The 24444-nt window shown below is 68.4% G+C and carries 24 protein-coding genes and 1 pseudogene; 17 read left to right on the top strand and 8 right to left on the bottom strand.

Annotated elements, in window-relative coordinates; translation table 11 throughout:
* The first annotated feature begins 5 nt into the window (after positions 1–5).
* From VGC47_10835 to VGC47_10800, 8 genes are all read left to right on the top strand, one after another.
* A complete protein-coding gene (locus VGC47_10835) occupies positions 6–908 on the top strand; it encodes a M15 family metallopeptidase (protein ID HEX9855802.1) in 903 nt (300 codons plus the stop codon).
* Positions 909–1042: 134 nt separating this feature from the next.
* Complete coding sequence (locus tag VGC47_10830; protein ID HEX9855801.1) at positions 1043–1651, top strand: hypothetical protein; 609 nt, start codon at positions 1043–1045, stop codon at positions 1649–1651.
* Positions 1652–1653: 2 nt separating this feature from the next.
* Complete coding sequence (locus VGC47_10825) at positions 1654–2097, top strand: 4Fe-4S binding protein (GenBank protein ID HEX9855800.1); 444 nt, start codon at positions 1654–1656, stop codon at positions 2095–2097.
* 236 nt (positions 2098–2333) lie between these two features.
* Positions 2334–3050, top strand: a complete 717-nt coding sequence (extP, locus tag VGC47_10820) for a selenite/tellurite reduction operon b-type cytochrome ExtP (protein ID HEX9855799.1) — start codon at positions 2334–2336, stop codon at positions 3048–3050.
* A gap of 9 nt (positions 3051–3059) precedes the next feature.
* Positions 3060–4028: a menaquinol-cytochrome c reductase cytochrome b subunit gene (locus VGC47_10815; protein HEX9855798.1), complete on the top strand. Its 969-nt coding sequence runs from the start codon at positions 3060–3062 to the stop codon at positions 4026–4028.
* Positions 4029–4035: 7 nt separating this feature from the next.
* Positions 4036–4926: a Rieske 2Fe-2S domain-containing protein gene (locus tag VGC47_10810; protein HEX9855797.1), complete on the top strand. Its 891-nt coding sequence runs from the start codon at positions 4036–4038 to the stop codon at positions 4924–4926.
* The gene (locus tag VGC47_10805; GenBank protein ID HEX9855796.1) at positions 4926–6599 is read left to right on the top strand and encodes a c-type cytochrome; all 1674 of its coding nucleotides are present in this window, start codon (positions 4926–4928) and stop codon (positions 6597–6599) included. Before VGC47_10810 ends, VGC47_10805 begins: the two co-directional genes overlap by 1 nt.
* 5 nt (positions 6600–6604) lie before the next feature.
* Positions 6605–7120 carry a hypothetical protein gene (locus VGC47_10800; GenBank protein HEX9855795.1) on the top strand — a complete coding sequence of 172 codons (516 nt, stop codon included), beginning with the start codon at positions 6605–6607 and terminating at the stop codon, positions 7118–7120.
* A gap of 61 nt (positions 7121–7181) precedes the next feature.
* Here the strand turns inward: VGC47_10800 and VGC47_10795 are convergent.
* The 4 genes and pseudogenes from VGC47_10795 to VGC47_10780 all read right to left on the bottom strand — a co-directional run bounded on the left by VGC47_10795 (position 7182) and on the right by VGC47_10780 (position 9201).
* Positions 7182–7841: pseudogene (locus tag VGC47_10795) on the bottom strand (redox-sensing transcriptional repressor Rex).
* A gap of 21 nt (positions 7842–7862) precedes the next feature.
* Entirely contained in the window at positions 7863–8126 is a 264-nt protein-coding gene (locus VGC47_10790; GenBank protein ID HEX9855794.1) for a glutaredoxin family protein, read from the bottom strand.
* A gap of 90 nt (positions 8127–8216) precedes the next feature.
* Entirely contained in the window at positions 8217–9059 is an 843-nt protein-coding gene (locus VGC47_10785; protein HEX9855793.1) for an SAM-dependent chlorinase/fluorinase, read from the bottom strand.
* A 10-nt stretch (positions 9060–9069) separates the two neighbouring features.
* Positions 9070–9201, bottom strand: a complete 132-nt coding sequence (locus VGC47_10780; GenBank protein HEX9855792.1) for a hypothetical protein — start codon at positions 9199–9201, stop codon at positions 9070–9072.
* A 25-nt stretch (positions 9202–9226) separates the two neighbouring features.
* Here VGC47_10780 and VGC47_10775 point away from each other — a divergent pair, with 25 nt between their 5' ends.
* From VGC47_10775 to ftsH, 3 genes are all read left to right on the top strand, one after another.
* A complete protein-coding gene (locus tag VGC47_10775; GenBank protein HEX9855791.1) occupies positions 9227–11020 on the top strand; it encodes an ABC transporter ATP-binding protein in 1794 nt (597 codons plus the stop codon).
* A complete protein-coding gene (locus tag VGC47_10770; GenBank protein ID HEX9855790.1) occupies positions 11017–12786 on the top strand; it encodes an ABC transporter ATP-binding protein in 1770 nt (589 codons plus the stop codon). Before VGC47_10775 ends, VGC47_10770 begins: the two co-directional genes overlap by 4 nt.
* A gap of 102 nt (positions 12787–12888) precedes the next feature.
* On the top strand, positions 12889–14823 hold the full coding sequence (ftsH, locus tag VGC47_10765; protein ID HEX9855789.1) for an ATP-dependent zinc metalloprotease FtsH: 1935 nt from the start codon (positions 12889–12891) through the stop codon (positions 14821–14823).
* Between the two features lie 139 nt (positions 14824–14962).
* Here ftsH and VGC47_10760 read toward each other — a convergent pair whose 3' ends face one another.
* From VGC47_10760 to VGC47_10745, 4 genes are all read right to left on the bottom strand, one after another.
* A complete protein-coding gene (locus tag VGC47_10760; GenBank protein ID HEX9855788.1) occupies positions 14963–15904 on the bottom strand; it encodes a hydroxymethylglutaryl-CoA lyase in 942 nt (313 codons plus the stop codon).
* A 13-nt stretch (positions 15905–15917) separates the two neighbouring features.
* A complete protein-coding gene (hppD, locus tag VGC47_10755; GenBank protein ID HEX9855787.1) occupies positions 15918–17024 on the bottom strand; it encodes a 4-hydroxyphenylpyruvate dioxygenase in 1107 nt (368 codons plus the stop codon).
* Positions 17025–17150: 126 nt separating this feature from the next.
* Positions 17151–18413 (bottom strand): fumarylacetoacetase, encoded by a 1263-nt coding sequence (fahA, locus tag VGC47_10750; protein HEX9855786.1) that lies wholly within the window; start codon positions 18411–18413, stop codon positions 17151–17153.
* Positions 18410–19357, bottom strand: a complete 948-nt coding sequence (locus VGC47_10745) for a hypothetical protein (GenBank protein HEX9855785.1) — start codon at positions 19355–19357, stop codon at positions 18410–18412. The genes fahA and VGC47_10745 overlap by 4 nt, the downstream gene beginning before the upstream one ends.
* A gap of 252 nt (positions 19358–19609) precedes the next feature.
* Between VGC47_10745 and VGC47_10740 the strand changes: the two genes are divergently transcribed.
* From VGC47_10740 to VGC47_10715, 6 genes are all read left to right on the top strand, one after another.
* Complete coding sequence (locus tag VGC47_10740) at positions 19610–20326, top strand: LuxR C-terminal-related transcriptional regulator (protein HEX9855784.1); 717 nt, start codon at positions 19610–19612, stop codon at positions 20324–20326.
* An 88-nt stretch (positions 20327–20414) separates the two neighbouring features.
* On the top strand, positions 20415–21401 hold the full coding sequence (locus VGC47_10735) for a MoaD family protein (protein ID HEX9855783.1): 987 nt from the start codon (positions 20415–20417) through the stop codon (positions 21399–21401).
* 77 nt (positions 21402–21478) lie between these two features.
* Positions 21479–22573: a peptidoglycan DD-metalloendopeptidase family protein gene (locus VGC47_10730; GenBank protein ID HEX9855782.1), complete on the top strand. Its 1095-nt coding sequence runs from the start codon at positions 21479–21481 to the stop codon at positions 22571–22573.
* A gap of 168 nt (positions 22574–22741) precedes the next feature.
* Complete coding sequence (locus tag VGC47_10725; GenBank protein HEX9855781.1) at positions 22742–23185, top strand: hypothetical protein; 444 nt, start codon at positions 22742–22744, stop codon at positions 23183–23185.
* A gap of 11 nt (positions 23186–23196) precedes the next feature.
* Positions 23197–24156: an asparaginase gene (locus VGC47_10720; protein ID HEX9855780.1), complete on the top strand. Its 960-nt coding sequence runs from the start codon at positions 23197–23199 to the stop codon at positions 24154–24156.
* Positions 24153–24444: hypothetical protein (locus VGC47_10715; protein HEX9855779.1), on the top strand; the 292-nt coding region annotated here is incomplete at its 3' end. The genes VGC47_10720 and VGC47_10715, both read left to right, overlap by 4 nt.

Genomic DNA, 24444 nt, shown 5'->3' with positions numbered 1-24444 from the left:
CACCTATGCGCACAACCGTCGCCGTCGCCGGGCTCGCCTGGCTGGCGGCGTGCTCGACTGCCGGCGCGACGATCACGACCGGGCCGCAGGCGACTCTCGGGCCGCTCCCGACCGTGACCAGCACGGCCCCGGCTTCGACGACGACCCAGCCGCCACCGACGACCACGACGACCACCGTCCCGGCAGCGACGACGACCGAGTCGCCGCACGCCCGGCCAGAGTGGCTCGGCAGCCGTGTCCTGCCTGAGCGCCCGGACGGCTTCGGCATCGCCCAGCCAACCCCGCCCGAGCTGGAGAACCGGGCTTTCGAGACGATCGACCACCTCCCGCGGCCCGACGCGGACGAGTTCGCAGCGACGAGCGGGCCCGTGCCGGCCGACGTGCTCGCCCGGTCGACCTGGCAGGACGAATGTCCCGTCGCCGCCTCCGACCTGGCGTATCTCACGGTGACGCACCACGGGTTCGACGGGGTCGTCCACACCGGCGAGATCATCGTCAACGCCTCGGTGGCGGACGGCGTCGTTTCCGTCTTCGAGGCGCTCTTCGCGGCCGGCTACCCGATCGAGCAGATGAGGGTCTTGACCGTCGACGAGCTCGACGCCCCGCCGACGGGCGACGGCAACGTCACGGGATCCTTCGAATGCAGACCGGCAACCGGTGGCACGTCGTGGTCGCAGCACGCCTTCGGTCTCGCCATCGACGTGAATCCCTTCCACAACCCGTACATCAAGGGCGACCTCGTGCTCCCGGAGCTGTCCTCGTCGTACGTCGATCGGTCACGCCTGCGGCCCGGCATGATCGAGCGGGGCGACGCCGTCTTCGATGCTTTCGCCTCGATCGGATGGGAATGGGGCGGGGACTGGAACTCCCTGAAGGATTGGATGCACTTCTCGCAGAACGGCACCTGAACACAGGCCTGCGCGCGGGGAACGACCCGGAGCATCGCCGGACCGCTTCTCGCACAGCAGTGGGCACCCCTTACGGTCACTTCGAGGCCGGCGCGACCACTTACAATGGGAGTCCGACCGACCGAGGACAGGCAATGCCACAGGCCGAACCAGGCGAGCTGCGACGCAACGAGCTCATCGGCGTCGGGCTGATCGTGGGCGGGCTCGCCGTCACGATCGGAGGGGCGCTCTTCTCACACTTCACGAGCCTGCCCCCCGTGAACGCCTTCAACGCCGAGATCTACCCGAACATCCCGCGCGGCTGGCTGTGGACCCTCATCGGCCAGACGGTCTCGCTCGGCGGAGGGCTCGCCATGCTGGCAGGCATCACCATCGGCTTCCTCTACAAGCGCCCGATGACGTGGGCCAGGGCTGCCATCGGAGCATCCGTCTTCACGACGCTCATGATCATCCTCTTCGGGATCATCCCGAACCAATGGCTGACCTTGACCCAGGCCGTCTGGGAGTGGACCCCCCAGAAGATCATCCTCACCGTCCCCGAGGCCCTCGTCCTCAACAACGAGGTGAAGATCAGCGCCGCGGTCCTCAAGGACGCCATCGCCGGCGGCTACGTCGTCGTCGTGACCGGGATCATCGCCGTCGGCATGTACCAGTGGCAGGAGAGGTCGAAGCGCGTCGAGACCGCCCCTCCGCCCGCTCCGGTGTCCACCTACGGGCGCCCGCTCACGAAGGTGGGTAGGTAGGCATGGCGAACGAGGTCTGGTTCGAGACTCCTCCGATGCGCGACGACTACCAATTGACGGCGGTCGACGGTGCCTATCTCACTGCCGCGGTCAGACCGAAGCAGTTCCTCCACATCGACCAGTCGGAGTGCATCCTGTGCGAGGGATGCGTCGACATCTGCCCGTGGAAGTGCATCCACTACCTCTCGCTCGACGCCATCGCCGAGGGGGCCAACGTCGAGAACCCGGGTGACAACGCCGAGAACTTCGGGTTCTTCATCGTCGACGAAGACGAGTGCACCAGGTGCGCGCTGTGCGTCGACCGGTGCCCGACGGGGGTCATCACGCTCGGCAAGTTCGCCGGGTCGCTCGCCGAGCAGGCAGAGCAGTTCGGCATGGCTCCCTGGGAGTACAACACGGGCCAGCGGGACTTCAAGAACGGTTACTCGTACGGCATGCGTTGGTGAGCGCGGTCGTTTTGGACGAGCGCCTCGGGCGCGTGAGACTCAGGAGGATGCAGGGAAGGACCCGAGAGGGCTCAGGGGCACGGGCGGAGAGCGGACCGCTCCTCGCCACGAGGTTCCCTGCCGGGTATGTTCCCCGCACTCTCCGGCGAACGAGGGTCTGAGGAGGGCAATTGGCCAACGGCAACGGAGACGGGAGGGTCGGCCTCAAGGAGCGGCTCGCCGACGTGGGCGATCACATCCGTCAGAGCCAGGCGTGGAGCTCGATCTTCCGCCCCGGCTCCCCCTTCAGGCACGGTTACACCGACAGCCCTCGCAACCGCTCCTACGTCATCATGAACAACGTTCTGTATCACCTCCATCCGGTGAAGGTGAAACGGCACAGCGTCCGGCTGTCCTACACGTTGTGCCTCGGCGGCCTCAGCTTCTTCCTGTTCATCTTGCTGACCATCACCGGGATCTTCCTGATGTTCTACTACCGGCCCACCTCGCCGGCCGCCTACCAGGACATCCAGGCGCTCTCGACAGACGTTGCGTTCGGCCAGGTCGTGAGGAACATGCACCGGTGGGGAGCCCACGCCATGGTGTTGACCGTGTTCCTCCACATGTCACGGGTCTTCTATCACGGCGCGTACAAGCCGCCCAGGGAGTTCAACTGGGTCGTCGGCGTCGTGCTCCTCCTCCTCACCCTGCTGCTCTCGTTCACCGGCTACCTCCTCCCTTGGGATCAGCTCGCGGTGTGGGCCGTGACCGTCGGCTCGAACATGGCGGCCTACACCCCTGTATTCGGAGCGCAGGTGTCGTTCGCGCTGATCGGCGGCGTCCAGATCACGCCGGACACCTTGCTTCGCTGGTACGTGTTGCACGTCCTGTTCCTGCCGTTCGTGATCGTCATCTTCATGGCGGTCCACTTCTGGCGAGTTCGCAAAGACGGCGGCATCTCGGGGCCGTTGTGAGGTCGAGGCATGGCTGAGATACCCGAGCACATACTGCGCCGCAGCGCCGAGGCGAGAGCCAGGGCGGAGGGACGCACCGTCAGCGAGGTGCTCGCCGAGATGCGAGGAGACGCTCCCCCCTCCGAAGGCGAGGCCGTCCAAGAATCTCCCGCCGCCTCCGTTCAGGAGCCTCCCGTCGCTGCGGCCGAGACGCCGCCCGCAGAGGCCCCGCCGGCAGAGGCCCCGGCCGCCGACGCACCGGCTGTCCAGGCGGCCCCTTCTGGTCCGGCGCGCGACCTCTCGGCAGAGTCCGAGCAGTACGGCGTTCCGGCCTCGCTGCTCCGCAGGGCCGCACTGGCGCGAGCGCGCCACTCGGGCGAGCCCGCACCTGCGATCGCAGGGGAAGCATCTGCACCGGCTGTGGCGGCGCCCGCCGCGGCGGCGACCGGAGGCGGAGCGGCTGCTGCGACCGCCCCGGCGGCGGCTCCGGCGATTCCGGAGGGCGTGAGGACGCAGCGGCTCCTCACGGTCGTCAAGGCAGGGGCAATCCAGCAGGTCAAGGCCGAGCCGACCGACAAGGTTTCGACGTGGCCCCACCTCGTCGCAGTGGAGTTCGTCGCTCTGATGATCTGCACTGCCGCCGTCTTCGTGTTCTCGGTGTTCGTCGACGCTCCGCTGCTCGAGTTCGCCAACTTCAACGCCCAGCCGAACCCTTCGAAAGCCCCCTGGTACTTCCTCGGCCTGCAGGAGCTGCTTTCGTACTTCGATCCGCAGGTCGCCGGGGTCATCATCCCGGGATTCGGCCTCGCCGGCTTGGCGATCGTGCCGTACATCGACAGGAACCCGTCGGTTCGCCCCTCGGACAGGAAGTTGGCGATCATGATCTTCAGCTTCTTCGTGTTCGCGTCTGCGATCCTCACGATCTACGGCTCGTTCTTCAGGGGCCCCGGTTTCAACTTCACGTTCCCGTGGGACGCAGGCATCTTCTTCGACTTCTGAGGCAGTGATGGAATCAACGACAATCTTCGTGATCGGGCTCATCGCAGCGGCGGTGCTCGTCGCCGGCGGCATCCTCACCGTGGCGGTTCGGCGCGGGGCGGCGGCGGGCCCGATCACAGGCGAGTTCGACAAGGAGGCGGCAGCCAGGGACATGGCCGCCAGGGCGGAACGCCAGGCCAGGATCGCCGCCGCCTCAGGTGGTGTTGCGACTCTGGTGCGCGAGGAGACCGAGCTCGAGGAAGAGACTGAGGGAGTTGGTGAGAGAGAGGCGCCACCCGTCGACCGGCTCCTCGAGAAGGTCGACATCTCCGCCGACGAGTTCGACGTCACGCGCCGACGCTTCCTCAACCGGGCGCTCCTCGGCCTGTTCGGCGGGGCGTTCATGGGCGGCCTCACCATCAGCTTCCTGGCGTTCTTGTGGCCGAAGCTCAAAGGCGGGTTCGGTACGTCCTTCAACGTCGGAACCCTCGAAGACCTCAGGACGGAGATCGTCCAACCGGATGGGACCGTCGTGCCGAAGTTCGTGGCCGCCGCCCAGACATGGCTGATCTCGTTTCCGGAGGACGAGATGGCGGGGAGCTCTTTCGAGGACCTGCCCGTCCTGGTGGGGGCGGGCGGAGGCGAACCGGGGCTGATGGCGCTGTGGCAGAGGTGCGTCCACCTCGGGTGCCGGGTGCCTTCATGCGTCCCTTCGCAGGGCTTCGAGTGCCCATGCCACGGATCGCGCTACAACTTCCACGGCGAATACGAGGCAGGCCCGGCACCCCGCAACCTCGACCGGTTCGAGGTGTCCCTGACTGACGCCGGCGAGCTCGTCGTCAATACGGGTGCCATCTTCCAGACACCTCGCTCCAAGAACAAGACGGCGACATATCCCCAGGGCCCGTCCTGCGTGTGATGCACGACAAGGCCTTCTTCGCAGCCGCCCCGCTGATCCTCGCGGTCGAGGAGGAAGCCCCGGTGGGGCCGAGCAACGTCGGGCTCGGCTCGGTGGTGCTCACGCTGGCACTCGCCGCCCTCCTCGGGTGGGTCGGGTACATCGTCATCAACGCCAGGCGCCGAGCCAGACGCCAGGAGGAGACGCCGCTGAACCTCCGTCCGGGAGTCCCGGACGAGGTGCTCGAGTCCACCAGGCTCAATCGGGTGCTGACGTCCGCAGTCGTGTCGGCAGCGGTCCTGGCGGTCGTGCTCCCGGTCTACTACGTGAACGAGTCCGGGAGACAGGCGGGGGCAGCCGAGAAGTTCGCCGAGAAGGACATCGAGGCGGGCTCCGAGTGGTTCACCGAGTTCGCGTGCGTCAACTGCCACGGCCCGACGGCCGGAGGCGGTGCCGCTCCCTTCCTCGAGAGGCGAAGCGGCATCAACACGTCGTGGCTGGCGCCGGCCCTCGACGACGTCTTCTTCCGTTTCACCGAGGACGAGGTGCGCACCGTCATCACGTATGGGCGTGACGGCACCCCGATGGCGCCTGCCGGTCTCGAGGGCGGAGGATCGATGACGGTCCAGGAGATCGACCAGGTCCTCGCCTTTCTCCACAACCTGCAGCTCTCGCAGGACGAGGCGCTGCTCAGGATCGACAACGCCGTCCAGATCGCCCTCGACAGGATCGTCAACGGAGAAGACGTCGTCGACCTGCTGCTGGCGCAACAGCTGGCCCAACGCGACGACGTCAACGATGCGCCCGACAAGTTCGCCACGATCGAGGGTTTCCCGGCCGAGATCAGGGCACTCTTCGCGGACGACGGGACCTGCACCGACCGGTCGGCGACGCTCGTCGGCCAGTCGTGCATCGGCGCCGGAGCCGACACGGACCGCGACGGGCTCGCCGACGCCGCCGAGCGCCGCCTGACGGAGATCGCCATGGTCGTCCACGAAACCGTGGTCACCCGCCAGGTGTCGGCAACCACGAACGACGACGGAGACCAGGAGCTGGAGGTGAACCTCGTAGCGGTGGATGACTACGGAGTCACGTTCAGGACGGACGACGGATTCACGAACGAGACCACGGATGCGATCCCGATCGCCGACCTCGAGGCAGCTGAGACGTTCCTCACCGAGCTCGACACGTCACGGCTCACCCTCAGCGTGACGACGGATCGTCACGATGTCTTCCTCGGCGGCGTCGAGTCGAGGATCGAGTTCCTCGAGGACGCCAAGGCGATCGCGGCGTGGGAGGTCGACTACGACGACGTGCTCACCGCGATGGAGGGCACAGACGTCGCCGTCCACGACGAGGAAGGGAATGAGAGCACGCTGACGACAGAGGATGCAAGGCGCGCCTTCGGCCTCTTCAACGCCTACTGCGCCAGATGCCACACGGCCGGCTACAGCGCCGGCGTGGCGTTCCAGCAGGCGCCCGGCTCGGGGGCGTGGGGACCGTCGCTCGAGGATGGCAGGGCGCTCCTTCAGTTCCCGGACCCTGCCACCCACATCACGTTCGTCACCGGCGGTAGTGAGTTCGGCAAGAACTACGGCATCAACGGGCTGGGGACGGGGCGGATGCCCGGCTTCGGCCAGGTGCTCACCCAGCGAGACATCGAGCTGATCGTCGCATTCGAGAGGTCGCTGTGAAACCGATGAGGGAGAGGTTCCGAGCACAAGTCCTCGAGGTGGCGGCTCGCCAGGAGGGCCTCACCAGGCTCGAGAAGCTCGGCGTCGCCCTCATCGTCGTGACCGTGCTGTCGTTCATCCCCGCGGCCCGCGGCCTCCTCGGAGACGCCTACGACGGGGTGTTCAAGCGACGCGACGAGGCGGGGGACATCACACAGTTCTCGATCGCCGCTCGCGGCATCCTCATCGCGATCGTTTCGGTCGTCGCTTTCGTCGGAACCGGATTCCTCGTCCTCTCCACGAACCTGGGCAGCCGCCTCGCCTTCCTGATCACCGGTGCGGCCACCTTCGGGTGGCTCGTCATCGGCAGCCTCCTGTTCGTCGTCTACGCCCCCCGCGGGCTGCGTCCCGCCGTGCTCGAAGGCCTCAACGCCTTCCAGATCAGGATCCCGGCCATCGCGGCGATGCTCGGCTCGGCCATCCTGTTCTTCATGTTCGTCGCCGCCCTCGATCGCTACGAGAAGGCAGACGAGGAAGTCTGAACGGCGCCGAGGTCGCCGCGGGGCGCAGACAGCGCCCCCGGCGCTAAGGGCGCCGCGGTCACCGCTGCTGGTGAAACGTGAGGATCTGGAGCTCAGTCGACAGATCGACCCTACGGACCTCGACCCCGTCGGTGACGTGGATGACGGCCGGGGCGAAGTTGAGGATCGAGCGGACCCCGGCTTTCGTCAGCCGGTCGGCCACCTCCTGGGCCGCCCCTGCCGGCGTGGCGATGATCCCGATCGTGATCCCACGTTCGGCGACGATTTCCTCGAGGTGGCTGAGCGGCTCGACCGCGAGGCCTCCGACGAGCTCGCCGACCCTCGCAGGGTCGTTGTCGAAGATGGCGGCGACACCAAACCCCCACGATCCGAACCCGGCGTAGTTGCTGAGGGCCGAGCCGAGGTTGCCGGCGCCGATGATGGCGACGGCGTATCCCCTGGTGAGCCCGAGGGCGTGGCGAAGCTGCTCTCGTAGGTCGGCGACGTGGTAGCCGACGCCGCGCGTTCCGTACGAGCCGAGGTGGGACAGATCCTTGCGCACCTGAGCCGAGTTCACCCCGGCGATCGAGGCGAGTTGCTCGGATGAGCACGTGTCCTGGCTCGGCGGCAGGTCGCCGAGGCTCCGCAGATAGACGGGGAGCCTCGAGACGGTCGCCGCAGGAATGTCGCCCTTCACGCTCGGTGAGGATAGGCCGGGCCTCGGCGCCCGGAATAGGGCCACTCGGTACGGTCGCTCCCGACCTCACACCAGCGATCTGGCGATCGCCCGCAATTGCCGTTCGGTGATCCTGCCCTCCGCCAGCACGTTGCTTGCCGAGTCGAGGAGGACGGGAAGCCGCTCATCGAACATGGCGTGCTCGGCGTGCTCGGCGATGTCGACGATGGCGACCGGACCGGCAACGCCGACCCTGCCGATCGCCCCCAGAGCCTCCTCGCAGAGCCCGCACGCCCGGCGGGTCACCAGGGTCAATCCGGCGGGCAGCGTCGGCTTGCTTCGGCGGAACATCCCCTAACGTCGCTCCGGGATGCGACCAGTCACCTCGATCGTCCTGCTCGTCCTCATGGCTCTCATCGTCGCCGCCTTCCTGTGGCGCCTCTACCTGACGGGGGCGATCCGCTGAATCGGGGTCTCGCTCCCTCGGGCCAGCAGCGTCACCGCCATCCCCTCCTCCACCGGATACGAGGAGTCGGCGCGCCCGTCGCGCACCGCGATGGCGATCTGCCCGTACGAGTCGACATGGATGAGGCCGTCGCCCGGGCCGGCGTCCCCGTAGGCGGCCACCCAGATGAGCGCATGCTCGATGGCGCCGATGCGCAGGGTGACGGCCTCCCCCGGTCTGGCGCCCGTCAGCTCCAGGTCGCTCGGCGCGATGTTCGTCTGGGCGTTCCCGAAGTGGTCGATCCACAGCACTTCGCCTCGCACGATGCCCGGCTCGTTCTCGACGAGCGGCATCATCAACGGAGTCACGCCCTCGGGGCCGAGCTCAGGCCCGAGCTCCTCGATCGGCACCTCGCCGGATGCGAGCACCGCCGCAGCCGGGGCGAAGACGTCCCTGCCTTGGAATGTGGCACCCTCGGCGGGAAGGCGCAGGTCGGGATTGTCGATCGAGACGATCAGGTCGGCGCCGCCGACCATTGCGACCGCCGGGGCGAGCAGTCCGTTGTCCGGTCCGACGAAGGTCCCCCACTCGGTGCGGGCAGCGATCGCCCTGCGGGCAGTGCCCACCCCGGGGTCGATGACGGCGAGGGCGACACCGTGCGGGAGGTATTGGATGGCCCTTAGGAGCGCCAGAGCCCCGGCGCGCACGTCGCCCCGCGGGAAGTCGTGGCCGACGTCGATGACGCGCACCTCCGGGGCGATCCGGGCGATGACGCCGTGGACCACGCCGACGAACTCGTCGGCACGCCCGAAGTCCGACAGGAACGAGATGGGGAGCATTGTGGCCACGTTAGGGCGAGCCTTCGTCGGCGACGTCGAGCTCGGCGCCGATCGAGCTGGGCGGGTTGGCGCGGGAGGGTGGCGGCGCCTCGAGGCGGCTGAACATCCCCGACGGCGTCAACAGCGGCGTCTCTGCTGTCACCGGACCCTCCTAGCATCGAACGGCTGTGCCGGACTCCCCGACCTTCCGCCAATCGATGCGACGCGGCGCCCGCCTCGTCGCACTGCTCGTTCGCATGCACCCGGCCGCCTTCGCGCTCGCCGTCACAGGCGCCGCCTTGTTCGTGAGCGCCATCGTCGCCGCCGCGGTCGTCATCGGTAACGTGACAGACAGCCTCATCGTCCCGGTGCTCGACGAGGGCGCCTCGACGGCCGGAAGGCTGTGGCCCGGCCTGTTGGCGGTGATCGCCGTCGCCACATGGAAGGCCGCAGGGATCACGCTGCGGCGCACCGCCGCCGGCTACCTCCAGTTCCGCGCCAAGGCGGACGTGCGCAACCGCCTCATCGACCACCTGCTCCGGCTCGAGCTCGGCTGGTACAGCAGGCAGTCGACCGGCGACTTGCTGGCCGTCACCGACTCGGACGCCAATCAGGGGACTTTCATCCTCGCCCCCCTTCCATATGGGACGGGTGCCACCCTGCTGCTGATCGGGTCGGTCGTGATGATCCTCTTCATCGATCCTGTCATGGCGCTCGCCGCCCTGGTGATCCTCGTCTCCGTCGTCGCCACCGACCTACGGGGGAGCTGGCGCACCCAGGCGCAGTTCGCGCGGGTGCAGGAGCAGCAAGGTGACGTGGCAGCGATGGCGCACGAGAGCTTCGACGGCGCACTGACCGTGAAGGCGCTCGGTCGCGAGGCATACGAGACGCGACGACTCGCGGCGGCGTCCGACGAGCTGCGCGACACGATCATCACGGTCGACACCCGGTGGAACACCTTCCGGGTCGCCGTCGAGGGGATCTTATCGATCAGCAGTGTGGTGCTCCTCATGCTCGGCGCCTGGCGGATCCAGGCCGGAGCGATCAGCCCAGGCGACCTCATCACGATCGTCTACCTCATCACGCTCCTGTACATACCGGTGCGGCTCATCGGGTTCGTCATCTGGGATCTCACCCACTCGGTGGCCGGATGGGAGCGAGTCGAGGCCGTGCTCGAAGTCCGCGACGTCGTCCCGTACGGCTCGCTGTCGGCGACCGTCCAGGCACACGGCGCCGAGGTCGGCAGCGAGACCCTCGACTTCTCGTACACCGGGGACGACCTCGTCCTCGAAGGAGTCGAGCTGACGATCGAGCCGGGCCGCGTCGTCGCCGTCGTCGGGCCGACCGGCTCTGGCAAGTCGACGCTGGCGGTGCTGCTCGCCCGGCTGTGGGATCCCATGGCGGGGGCGATTCGCATCGACGGGCGGGACCTGCGCGACTTCGCCCGGTCGGCCCTTCCCGGCGAGGTGGCGTTCGTCGCCCAGGAGGCGTTCCTCTTCGACGACACCGTCCGGGGCAACATCGGATTCGGGGTGCACGCCTCGGACGCCGACATCGAGGCGGCGGCACGGCTCGCCAACGCCCACGAGTTCGTCGGCGCGCTCCCCCACGGCTACGAAACCGTCCTCGGAGAGCGAGGGACGACGCTGTCGGGTGGCCAGCGGCAACGGATCGCACTGGCGAGGGCGGTGGTTCGCAAGCCGCGGCTGCTGATCCTCGACGACGCGACATCTGCGGTCGACCCCTCGGTCGAGACCCGCATCCTCGAGGGGCTCCGGCGCGCCGAGCTGCCGTCGACGATCGTGGTGGTGGCGTACCGCCAATCGAGCATCCTGCTCGCCGACGAGATCGTCTATGTCGAGGACGGCCGGATCGTCGCCCACGGCCATCACGACGAGTTGCTGGCGACCGTCCCCGGCTACGCCGAGATCCTCGACGCCTACGACGCCGACGCCAGGAGACGGGCCGAGGAGGCGCGGTGATCGAGGGCAAGGAGATCACCACGTCCCAGGCGCTGCGCCGGGCCCTGAAGGAAGCCCCGGCGCTGCGGCGCGGCCTGCTCGGGACCGTCGGGTTCGCGGTTGTCGGCACGGCCATCCAAGTGGTCGTCCCGATCGTCGTCCAGCAGATCATGGACCACGAGATCCTCGACCCGGCCGGGGTCGACGTAACCGGAGCCGTCGCCAAGGGCGCCGTCGCACTGGTTGCCATGGTGGTGGCGATGTTCGTACGGCGCATCGCGCTCATTCGGCTGGCGACTGCCGCCGCAAGCGGGCTCGCCGAGCTGCGGGTCAAGACGTTCTCCCACATTCACACGCTCTCGGTGCTCCACGTCGAATCGGAGCGGCGAGGAGCGCTCGTGGCCCGGGTCACGTCGGACGTCACCACGATCCAGGACTTCATGAACTGGGGTGGAGTCGGGCTCCTCATCGGTGCCGCCCAGCTTCTGCTGGCGGTCGTCGTGATGTTCTTCTACGGGTGGACGCTGGCGCTGCTGGTCCTCGGGGGCGTCGTCACCTACGCCGCCATGCTCGTCTGGTTCCAGCGCATCCTGCAGCGGGCCCACGACGTGGTGCGGCGCCGCGTCGCCGACAGCCTGGCGGCGCTGAGCGAGGCGATCACCGGTCTGCCGGTGATCCGCGCCTACGGGGCCGAAAACGAGACGGTCAGGAAGGTCGAAGAGGTGCTGGACGCCCAGTTCCGCTCCGAGTACCGCACCGGCAAGCTGGGGGCGATGCTCTTCTCGAGCGCCGAGCTGTTCGCCGGCCTCATCACCGCAGCCGTGATCGGCGTCGGCGTGGTCACCGGCGCCGCCGGCGGAGTCTCGGCCGGCACGCTCCTCGCCTTCCTGTTCCTCGTCAATCTGCTCGTCGACCCGGTCCAGACCCTCGTCGAGACGCTCGACTCGGCGCAGTCCGCCGCCGCCGGCGTGCGGAGGATCCTCACCGTGCTCGACGGGGACATCGACGTCGCCGACCCGGGTGACGAGGGGCTCGACCTTCCACCCGGGCCGCTCGGGCTGGCGCTTCGAGGGGTGCGTTTCCGCTACCCGACCGGGGGCGACGTCCTCCGAGAGATCGACGTGGCGATCCAGTCCGGGCGCTCGGTGGCGGTCGTCGGCGAAACGGGATCCGGCAAGTCGACGTTCGCCAAGCTCGTCACGAGGCTGCTCGACCCCTCCGACGGTGTCGTCGAGATCGGCGGGATCGACGTGGCCCGGGTTCGCTTCGACAGCTTGAGGAGCCGGGTGGCCTTCGTCCCCCAGGAGGGCTTCCTCTTCGACTCGACCGTGGCGGAGAACGTCAGGTATGGAGACATCGACGCCTCGGACGACGAGATCAGGCAGGCATTCCGTGAACTCGAGCTCGACGACTGGATCGAGACGCTCCCGGCAGGCATCCACACGCCGGTTGGCGAGCGGGGGGGCAGGCTCTCTGCCGGAGAGCGGCAGCTCGTCGCCCTCACCAGGGCCTGGATGGTCGACCCGGACCTGCTGGTACTCGACGAGGCGACGTCGGCCGTCGACCCCGCCCTCGAGGTGCGCCTCCGCAGGGCGATGGAGCACCTGACGGAGGGCCGGACGAGCATCACGGTGGCACACCGCCTCTCGACCGCAGAAGCGAGCGATGAGATCCTCGTGTTCGACGAGGGCCGCCTCGTCGAACGGGGCACCCACGTCGAGCTGCTCAGCCTCGGCGGCGTCTATGCCGCCCTCCACACCGACTGGGCGGCAGGCGTCGCCGGCTGAGGCCTCTTTCCGTTCTTGCGTCCGTCCGTCGCTTATGTGCGACGCCGGTACGCCAGAGCCCGCCGGAGTGTTCGTCGCCACAAACCGGTAGCGTTCAACGCGATGACGAACCGACCGATACCGCCTGCCAGCAAGCCGCCTGCCGGCCGGGACGGCGAAGAGACCGAAGGCTCGCGCCCGCGACTCCCCAAGATGCCGGGAGGTCGCTGGTTCTGGATCGTGCTGCTGGTGTCGCTCGTGGTCAACTGGGTGATCTCGAACTCACTGCTGGCGCCCGAGGCGCGCATCAGGATCCCCTACACGACGTTCCTCGAGCAGCTCGACGCTGCCAACGTCGAGACGGTGGTCACCACCGGCGACACGATCCAGGGGGATTTCGCCGAAGCCGTGGCGTCGCCCGACGACGCCGAGGTCACGTCGACGCGCTTCGAGACGGAGCGGCCGTCGTTCGCGGAGGACGACCTGCTCCGCAGGCTGATCGACCAAGAGGTCACCGTCAACGCCGAGCCGCCGGACCAGGCAGCGCCCGTCTGGCAGCAGCTCCTGTTCGGCTTCGGCCCGACGCTCCTGATCGTGTGGCTCCTGATCAGCGTCTCGAGGAGGGCGACACAGGGCCTCGGCGGGCTCGGCGGGCTCGGCAGGTCGAGGGCGAAGCTCTATGAGGCGGGTGACGGTGCCAAGGTCGACTTCAGCGACGTGGCGGGGATCGACGAGGCTGAGGAACAACTCGTCGAGGTCGTCGACTTCCTGCGCAACCCCGAGAAGTACACGAAGCTCGGCGCACAGATCCCGCGGGGCGTGCTCCTGAGCGGCCAGCCCGGGACGGGAAAGACGCTGCTCGCCCGGGCAGTCGCCGGCGAGGCGAACGTGCCGTTCTACTCGATGGCCGCCTCCGAGTTCGTCGAGATGGTCGTCGGCGTCGGGGCGAGCAGGGTGCGGGACCTCTTCGAGCAGGCCAAGAAGAGCGCGCCCGCCATCGTGTTCATCGACGAGATCGACGCCATCGGTCGGGCCCGGGGCGGAGCGATGTCGTTCGGAGGACACGACGAGCGAGAGCAGACGCTCAACCAGATCCTCACCGAGATGGACGGGTTCTCGGGATCCGAAGGCGTGATCGTCGTGGCGGCGACGAACCGGCCTGACGTGCTCGATCCGGCGTTGTTGCGGCCCGGCCGGTTCGACAGGCACGTCTCCGTATCGCCCCCGGACCAGGTCGGCCGCAAGGCGATCCTGGAGGTCCACAGCCGCCACGTGCCGCTCGGCGCCGACGTCGACCTCAACTCGATCGCCTCGTCGACGCCCGGCATGGTCGGCGCCGATCTGCGCAACCTGGTGAACGAGGCCGCCCTGCTGGCGGCACGCCGTGGGCATCCGCAGGTGCAGATGAACGACTTCACCGACGCCCTCGAGAAGATCGTGCTCGGGGCGGAGCGCAAGATCATGATGACGCACGAGGACAGGCGCAGGACCGCCTACCACGAGTCCGGCCACGCCATCCTCGGGATGCTGCTGCCGGGAGCAGACCCGGTGCGCAAGGTGTCGATCATCCCCCGAGGCCGAGCGCTCGGGGTCACGTTCCAGAGCCCCGACGCCGACCGCTACGCATACAGCAAGCCGTACCTGGAGGGCCGTATCGTCGGGGCGCTCGGTGGCCGGGCAGCCGAGGATCTCGTGTTCGGCGAGATCACGACCGGCGCGGAAAACGACCTCGTGGTGGCGACTCGGATCGCCAGGCAGATGGTGGGGCGGTGGGGCATGTCGAGCGAGATCGGCCCGGTGGCGGTCATCGGCGAGGACGATCCAGGTGCGTTCCCGTTCGGCCGGCAAGACGTGTCCGAGCACACCCAAGAGCTCGTCGACACCGAGATCCGCCGCATCATGGACGCCTGCTACGAGACGGCCATGGAAACGCTCACGAAGGAGCGGTGGCGCCTCGATGCGCTCGCCGAAGCGCTCCTCGAGAAGGAGACCCTCGACGAGGACGACGCCTACCGCATCGCCGGCGTCGACCAGGAGCGCTCGAAGACGCCTGCCTGAGGCCCCTCTCAGCCGTTCCGGCGTACCGGCGTCGCACAAATGCGATGGGAGGACGCCAGAACGGAAAGCGCCCGGCCCCCAGCCGCTCCGACGTACCGGCGTCGCACATGTGCGATGAGGGGACGCAGGAACGGACAGGTCACCTGGGCGGGAAGGGCCCCGACTTCGTGACAGCCCCGGGCAGATCCTGGCCGAGGAGCGTCCCGAGTGTCCTGGCGACGGCGAGCACGGCGTCGAGGTCCTGGGCCGCATCGACGCCGGAACGCTCCAGGAGGTACAGCAGGTCCTCGGTGGCGACGTTGCCGCCTGCGCCGGGCGCGAACGGCGACCCGCCGAGTCCCCCAACGGAGGCGTCGAAATCGGCGACCCCGATCTCCAACGCCGCCCACACGTTGGCCATGGCGGTGCGGCGCGTGTCGTGGAAGTGAAGGCGGAGAGCGGCGTCACCCAGCACGGGGCGAACCTGGCCGATGAGCGAGACGACCGCCTTCGGGACGGCTGCGCCGATGGTGTCCGCCAGGGCGACTTCGTCGATCCCTGCCTGGACAGAGCGATCTGCCAGCTCGACGAGGCGCTCCGGGGCGACCTCGCCGTCGTACGGGTCTCCGAAAGCGACGCTCAATGTCACGCTCGTGCGCTTGCCCGCCTGCCGGGCGACAGGTGCCATCCGCTCGACCTGAGCCATCACCTCGTGGCTGGGCATCCTGCTGTTGGCGATGCTGTAGCCGTCGGCGGCGGCGACCACGAAGTTGACCTCATCCACCGATGTCGCCAGGGCGCGATCGAGACCGCGCTCGTTGAGGACCAGCCCGATGTAGGAGACGCCCCCGTCGTGGGGCAGCCCGGCGATGACCTCCTCGGCGCCGGCCATCTGCGGCACCGCATCCGCTCGCACGAAGCTGACGGCCTCGAGGCGCTTCGTACCCGCGGCGGCGAGCGACATGATCAGCTCGATGCGCTGGTCGACGGTGAGGACCCGATCGGCGACCTGGAGGCCATCGCGCGGCCCGACCTCGACGATCGTGACCTGATGCGGGAGTTGCGGCACGAGCACGACGGTAGTTGCCGGGGCAATCGCCACGCCGCCGATCCGTCTACAGGTTGCCGCGTTCCGCCTGGTCGCGCTCGATCGCTTCGAACAGCGCCTTGAAGTTGCCCTCGCCGAAGCCGATGGCGCCGCGTCGCTCGATGAACTCGAAGAAGAACGTCGGCCTGTCCTGCATCATCCTCGTGAAGATCTGCAGCAGATGCCCTCCCTCGTCCTGATCGACGAGGATGTTGAGCTCCTGCAACGTCGCCAGGTCGGCGTCCAGGTCGGGCACCCGCCCAGGCACGTCGCCGTAGTACGACTCGGGGACCGTCATCAGCCCCATCCCGCGCCTGCGCGCCTCGGCAACGGTCGAAACGAGATCGCTCGTCGCGATCGCGATGTGCTGGACCCCGGAGCCCCGGTAGAAGTCGAGGTACTCCTCGATCTGGGACTTGCGCTTCCCGGTCGCCGGCTCGTTGATGGGGAGGCGGATCACGCCGGACCCGTCCCAGACCACCTTCGACATCAGGGCCGAGTATTCGGTCGAGATCGCCGCGTCGTCGAAGTGCCGGAGGAGGACGAAGCCGAACACCCGCTCGTAGAACTCGACCCATTCGTCCATCGCCCCCAACTCGACGTTGGCGACGACGTGGTCGATGCGCTCGAGCCCGATGGGTTCGCCGATCGAGTCCGAGCGTGCCCTGAAGTCCGGCGGCGGCCAAGTGAGATCCGGGTTCTCGACCAGGCTGTGCACCGTGTCGCCGTACGCCACGATCGAAGCGGACTTCCATTTGCCGCGTTCGCTCTCGACGGTTGCCGGCTTGTCGTAAGCCGTCGCCCCCCTCTCCATCGCCAGCTCGAATGCAGCCTCGGCGTCCGGGACGTGGATCGCCACGTCGTGCACCCCCGGACCGTGGAGCAGCACATGCTGAGATACGGCGTGCTCAGGACCCAGGGCACCGGTCAGGATGATGCGTACGTCGTTCTGCTGGAGCGCGTGCGACGCGGTGTCGCGCACGCCGGTCTCCGGTCCGCGATAGCCCACGATCCGGTACCCGTGGACCGACCGGTAGTAGTGGGCCGCCTGGTAAGCGTTGTCGACCCAGAATTCGATGTGGTGGAACCCGTTGATCGGGAAGTCGTTCCTGTGAGCGTCGAGTGCCTCATCCACGTACATCACCTCGTCCCCGTCATCCTACGCGCCCTCCGTATCTCACTTCGCGAGAGCGTCGGGAAGCGGGAGAGGCGGCGGAGCGCTGCGCGGGCGTCACTGCTGCTGCCATCGTCCGAGGCGATATCACAAGGCACCGGCGGCGATCTCTGTCGGCGGCCGGGCGACGATCGTCCCGCGGCACTCCCCGAACCCGATCCGCGGGCCGGCGTCACCTCCGCACCAACCCCGGATGACCACCTCGTCTCCGTCGCTGAGGAAGCTGCGCTCCTCTCCGCCTCCGAGCCGGATCGGCCTCGTGCCGTTCCAGGCCAGTTCGAGCATGCTCCCGTACGAGCCGGGATGGTCGTTCGACACGGTCCCGCTGGCGAAGAGGTCGCCCGGTCGGGTGACCGCCCCGTTGCTCGTTGCGTGAGCCAGTTGCTGCGCCATCGTCCAGTACATGTCGCGGAACTCGGCCCGGGAGACGACGGTGCCATTGATCGCCACGTCGAGGTGGATGTCGACGCCGAGGGCACTCTCGTCTCGCAGGTACTGCAGCGGCTCCGGATCCTGGGCGGGCGGCGTGACCCGGTACGGGGCGAGCGCCTCGAGCGTGACGAGCCAAGGGGAGATCGTGGTCGCGAACGACTTGCCGAGGAAAGGCCCGAGGGGTCGGTACTCCCAGCTCTGGATGTCACGAGCCGACCAGTCGTTGACGAGCAGGAGGCCCGCGATGTGCCGCTCGGCGGCCACGATCGGGATTGGTGAGCCCGCCCGAGACCCCTGGCCGGTCACGAACCCGACCTCCACCTCGAAGTCGAGCCGGCGCGTCGGCCCGAACTCAGGATCGGATCCCCCGGACTGCACCTGGCCGTGCGGCCGAACGATGTCCATGCCGCTGGGGACGATCGTGGCGCTCCTCCCGTGGTATCCGATCGGGAGGTGCTTCCAGTTCGGCGGGAGAGGCTCGGCATCGGGGCGAAACATCCTTCCGACGTTCGTTGCGTGCTGCTCCGACGAATAGAAGTCGACGTAGTCACCCACCTCGACCGGCATGACCATCTCGACGTCGTCCATCGCGACGAGTCCTCGGTCCTCGAGCAGCGACAGCTCGTCGTTTCCCGCCGTGAGCAGCTCGGACACTCTTCGGCGCACGGGACCGAGCCCCATGGCGAGCAGCGAGTTGAGAGGGCCACGGGTCATCTCGGCCACAGGCAGCCGCATGACGCCCGAGTCTTGGACTGCGGCGAGATCCAAGACGTGCTCGCCGATCGCCACTCCGACTCGTGGCCCCGGGTCGCCCGCAGTGGTGAACACCCCGAACGGGAGGTTCTGGATTGGGAAGTCGCTTCCTTCCGGCACGGGCACCCACGTGCCGAGGCCGGGATCGGTGGTGGCGTTGGTCACCGGGCGATCATCCTCAGGTCGAGGAGGTCTTCGACGGGTTCGTCGAAGTTACAGCTCCCGAAGGCGACGAAGCCCTCGGCCCTGAGGCGCTTGAGGGCGGGGAGACCGACGGCTCGGCCACGCCACGAGAGCCGCGATGCGACCACCGAGAACGCCGAGTTCTCCGTCTCGGAGAGGATGGCGGCCACGGCGACCTCGTCCTCTCCCTCGCTCGCCAGTGCGGCCGCGAACAGCAGGTTCACGAATCCGTGCCGCATGGCACCGAGCGCTTCATCCACGTGACGGATCGGATGGTGCAGCCCGGCCGTCGCCTTGAAGGGAAGGTCGTTACGAGCACAGCCGACGAGGAACGCAGCCAGCTGGGCGCTCGTCGGGAAGTCGCTCTGATGGGCGCCGCCACAGCGAATCTTGGCCCCGATCGTCCGCAGCTCAGCGGCTCCGGCGACGGACAGCGCTGCCAGGGCGTTGCCGATCCCGTCCCGCCAGGCGTCGCCGACGGCCACCTCGAGATACGGCCGCACGGTGGGGCTCACGGAGAGCGCCGCGCTCACCGTACCCCTGAGCTCCGCCGCCGCAGAAGACGAGGGTCTGCCATCCGAAGCCTGGGGTGGCAATCGAGCTTCCACGATGTCGACGATGGCGGCCGGGCTCATCTCGGCCTCGAAGGCCCTCGCCAGAGTGGCTCCCTCCGCCGGGTTGCCGTCGAGCACCACGCTCAGCGCCCACGGGGCGTCTTCGTGGCGCATCGTCCTGGTGAGTGACTCGGCGAGCTCTTCGAGTCGCGAGGCGGGACAGATGAACCGCCCGAGGATCCACGCGTGTGGCCCGCGCCGTGCGCCCCTGTACTCGGCGACTGCGGCGTCCATCGCCAGCTGTGCGGGAGGGAACAGCCCGGCGTAGTCGACGAGGCCGTCGAAGAGCACCCGCTCCGCGGTCAACAACACGACACCCGCTCCGCGGTCGACGACATGGTGAGCCGAGGGTAGTTGACGCCGGAAGCGGGACTGGAGAGTGGGGTGACTAGTCCGTTTTGGGGCGACGAAAACCCTCCAACCGCCGGATTCGGGCCTGGCTAGATTTCCAGTGGGTCCATGGTGGGAGATCCACCAAGGACGCGGCGGGTAGGACACACCACCGGGCCCTTTGGGCGGGGTTCGGGGGATGGAAGGTTTGAACGTGTATCGGGTCTCGACACCATGACGGCGCGTGCGACGACCTCGCAGGTCGTCGTCCCCCTCCAGTCGCTGCTGGCCACGATGAGCGACGGGGTGCTCATCACGGACGAGCACGGCTTTCGAACGTACGCCAACCCGGCACTGGCGGACCTCGTCGGCGATGACCCGTGCCAGCCGGTCGGCGACCGCACCTCTCCGCAATGGATCGCCCCCGGACACGCTCCGAGATTCGAGGAGTACATCCGGCTCGCCCGCAACGGCAGCATCTCGCAGGAGATCATCTCCCTCGACTGGCGCGTCATCACGGCGAACGGCCGTGAGCTGCCCGCCCTCGTGAAGGTCATCCCGATGCAGGGGCTCGGCCGGGGTCCGATACCGCTCATGTGGCTGATCGTTCCCGACCGCGCCGTTACGAGTGACGGGCACGCTCCGAACCACGCCGACCTCGAGGAGAGCATGCGCCGGATCGCGGCAGAGGTCGACCGCGCCGGTTATGGGACGACCTCGGCATCCCCGGGCTCCGGCACACCGCTCCCCGAGTTGAAGCGGCTGTCGCCGCGGGAGCGTGAGGTGCTCGAGCACCTGCTCAGAGGGCACAGGGTCTCCTCGATCGCCAGGGAGCTGGGCGTCAGCGAGCACACCGTGCGCAACCACCTCAAGTCGATGTTCCGCAAGCTGGCGGTGCATTCGCAGGCGGATCTGGTCCGCCTCGTGCGCACCGGCGAGCGCGACCGCTGAGACGGCTCCGGCCGCGATCGGCGACGCGACACCTCCCAGTCGGCACAGCTACGCTGCCGCGATCGACCGAACCTCCGGGGAGAACCGCGTGGCCACCCTCCGCCTCTTCGCCAATCTGCGAGAAACCGCAGGTGCATCGAGTGTCGAGCTCGACGGCACCACGGTGGGAGAGGTGCTCGACACGGCGACGGCGCGATACGGAGATTCGTTCGCAGCCGGCCTGGAGACTGCCCAGGTCTGGGTCAATGGCAACCAGGCAGACCGGTCTACAGGAGTGGACACCGGAGACGAGATCGCGGTGATCCCCCCGGTGTCGGGAGGCGCGACCGCGACACAGACCCGCCCGGACGTGGTCGGCACCTTGCTGGCACCGGCTCTCGGCGCCACGGTGGCGATCGCCAACGTCCTGAGCTTGCCGTGGCTGGCGGCTGCAGGAGTTGCCGTCGTGATGGTGTGGTTGTGGGATCTCTCCGAGATCGCAGAGTCACGCAGGCGGGGGTTCATGGTGGTGCCCTGCGTCGTAGCAGCGGCCCTCGCAAGCAACGGCGCCTACCGGTGGGGCCGGCCGGGGCTCGCCGGGGCGATCGCCGCGGGAGTCTTCGTCGTCCTCGTGTGGGCTGTGCTCGACCAGCGCCATCGCTCGGTTGACGGGGTGGCGACATCGCTCGTCGTGGCGCTCGTCGGAGCCCTCGCATCGGGCACCTTGGTACTGATGCGCATGGAGTCCGTCGTCGACGTCGCCATCCTCGCCACCGGGCTCGCCGGTGCCGTCGCCCTCACCTTCGCCACCCAGAAGCTCGGAAGCGCCGGCCTCGACCCGAACGTCGCCACACTCGTGGGAGCCGTCACGGCGGCAGGGGTCGCCGGCTGGCTGGCCCAAACCGTGGAGGTCGGTGACGCCGTGCTCGCCGGAGCGCTTGCCGGTGGAGGGATCATCGCAGGGCGCGCCCTGGGGTCGCTCATCAGGGCGGGAGAGGTCGTGCACACGACCCGGGCGCCCGGGGTGCTGACGGCCCTCGACGGCGCCTCGCTCGGTGTCGCCATGTTCTGGGTGGGAACGCTCATCTTCGGCTGACACAAACCTCCAGTCGGCCCCTCACGGTGCCGATTGGATTCCTCGTGGCGGCGTCCGGGTCTATGCTCACCAACTGCATGCGACGAACTCGCACCTCCCCCTGGGCCTTCCTTCTCGTCGTGGTCGCGCTTCTGGCGCTCACACCGGTAGCCGCGTCCGCACAATCGCAGGACGAGGTCGACCGCACCGAGGCGGCCAAGCAGGAGGCGTACGAAGCCCTCAAAGACGTGAACACCCGCCTCGAGGCGGCGCTCACCGAGTACCAGACGATCAACTCGGAGCTCGAGGCGTTGACGTGGAAGACGACCCAGCTGCGCAAGCGCGTGCAGAGCTACGAGGTCGACGTCAAGGATCTGCGCGATCGGGCCAGGGAGCTGATCGTGGAGGAGTACATGAGCGGCGGGGGCGACCTGATCGAGGTGGCGCTCGAGTCGGAGTCGATCCAGGAGATCCTCACCCGCAAGCTGCTGCTCGACCGGGCCGCCGACCAGGACTTCGTGTCGATCTCCCGCCTCGACAGTGTCCGTCGTGAGATGGATCGCCTCAAGGCACAGCTCGACGTCGACCTCGACCGGGTCGCCGAGTTGCGGGTGGCTGCCGAGGTGGCGGTGCAGAACCTCGACGCCGTCCAGCGCGAGGCGGCGGCCGTGTTCGCCAAGGCGAAAGCCGAGGCCGCAGACGCCCTCAAAGAGTTCCAAGAGGCCGAGCGGCTCCGCAAGCTGCGTGAGGAGGCCGAGAAGAACGGCGGTTCCGACGGCATCCCCGACGAGGTGACGCCCGGGTTCCAGTGCCCGGTGCCCGGGTCTCATTTCATCAACGACTGGGGCTTCCCGCGCCCCGGTGGTCGCCGGCACCAGGGTAACGACATGTTCGCTCCGCGCGGCTCGAAGAACGTCGCCGTGGCGGACGGCGTCGTGTCGCTCGGGACGAACACGCTCGGCGGGATCACGGTCTGGCTCCGTGCCGACCACGGCGTCAGCTACTACTACGCCCACCTCGAGGGCTACGCCAGCGGGCTCCGCTCCGGCCAGCGTGTCGAGGGCGGCCAGACGGTCGGGTACGTCGGCAACACGGGCAACGCAGTCGGACTGGCGACGCACACCCACTTCGAGATCCACCCGGGCGGCGGGCGGGCGGTGAACCCGTACTTCACGCTCGTGAAGCATTGTTAGCCTCTGGGCAGGCGGGGCGTCCCGAGTGGGATGCGCCCGATCGTCTGAGACTGAAAGGCCCGAGCCCTGGAAGAACCGCAGCGTCGCCGCATAGACATCGTCACCGACCCGGTCTTCGTCGACGACATCACGAGCATCGACATCGACGAGTTGCGCAGGCGCCGGCAGTTGTGTGACTCGCTCGACACCGAGCTCTCGTTCTACCGCAGGCTGTTGCACGGGCGCATGGACTTGCTGGCTTTCGAGTTGCGGCGCCGCCGCGGCGAAGAGACACGCTCGCTCATCGATGCACTGCCCGAGATCCTCGCCGATCCGGACGAGGACGCCGCCGTGAGGGACATCCACGCCAAGTCGCTGCCGATCGAACCGCCGGACATACCGGGTGAAGGCAGGAGAATCGTCGATCAGGTGCTGGGTGACGACTTCCTCGCCCACCTGCCTTCGATGTCGGATCACGAGCTCGAGGTGATCCAGAGCTCGCTCACGGAGGTCGAGGTCGAGATCTCCAGCCAGAGGCGGGCCGTCTACGACTCTCAGGAGAAGATCAACGAGGAGCTGACGAGGCGGTACCGGGACGGCCTGGCGAGCGTCGACGAGCTCCTGAGCCGCTGACCGACCCGCGGATGCGAGGGAGCTCCAACGACCCCCTCGTCGTTCGAACCGTCCGTTCCGGACTGACCGAGAGCCTGGACGACGCCACCGCAGTCGTCGTCGACGCAGACGGGCGGGTCTTGGCGTCCTGGGGAGACCCGGACACACCGCTGTACTACCGGTCGGCCATCAAGCCCATCCAGGCGAGCGTGAGCCAGGAGCTGGGAGCTGCCCTCGTACCCGAGCACCTCGCAGTCGCCTGCTCCAGTCACAGCGGCCACCCGGTGCACCTCGAGATCGTGCGAGCCATGCTGCGCTCCGGCGGGTTGACCGAAGCCGACCTGGGGACCCCGCCGAGCTGGCCGCTCGCCGAGGCTGCGAAGGCGCTGCTCCTCTCCACGGGACACAGGGCGCCGCTTCCCGTCTATCACAACTGCTCCGGGAAGCACGCCGGGTTCCTGCTGGCATGCGTCGCCCAGGGCTGGCCGGTGGATACGTATCGCAGCCCGGACCATCCACTGCAACGCCGGGTCCTGGCGACGGTCGCCGAGGCCACCGGGCAACCGGTCGAGCCCGTCGGCATCGACGGGTGCGGAGCGCCGACCCTGCGTGGCTCCTGCCGGGGACTGGCGACGGCCTTCGCGGCGATGACGGTCGACAGGCGCTTCGCCGAGGTTGCTTCAGCCACGAGTCGTTTCCCATCGCTCGTTGCCGGCAACGAGCGGCCTGACGGCCGCCTCGGCGCCTGGTGGGGTGGCCCGCTGAAGGCAGGAGCGGAGGGCCTGATCGGAGCGGCGAGACACGGGGTGGGGATCGCGGCGAAGAGCCGTTCCGGGTCTTCTAGCGTTGCCGTCATGGCGATGATCGAGGTCATGCGGTCGATGGGCCTCCTGTCCGGTGCGGCCATCGAGGCGCTCCAGGACCTCGCCACACCCCCGGTGCTCGGCGGAGGCGACCCGGTCGGATCCCGAACGGTCGATGGGTCGGCGTGACGGGCCCCTCGGTTCACCTCGACTGGAAGAGCGCCGGGTTCGAGCTCGAGCCGGTCGCCGGACGAGTCGGCCCGTTCCCGAGGGCTCCCTTCCTCGAGGCGTGGGCGGGTCACCGAGCCAACGGTGCCGTGGAAATCGTGGAAGGAAGCGACGCCCTCATGGTGTTGCACGTCGTCGATGGCGTCGTGGAGTTCGCCGGTGACGAAGACCTCACCGACTATCACAGCCCGCTCGGGGAAGGCAGCTCCGAGCTCCTGGCGTCCTACGCCAGCGGCAGGGCAGGCCGTT

This window comes from Acidimicrobiia bacterium (genome assembly GCA_036396535.1).
Classification (GTDB): Bacteria; Actinomycetota; Acidimicrobiia; order Spongiisociales; family UBA5794; genus DASWKR01.
This window is presented reverse-complemented; position numbering and strand designations above follow the sequence as displayed.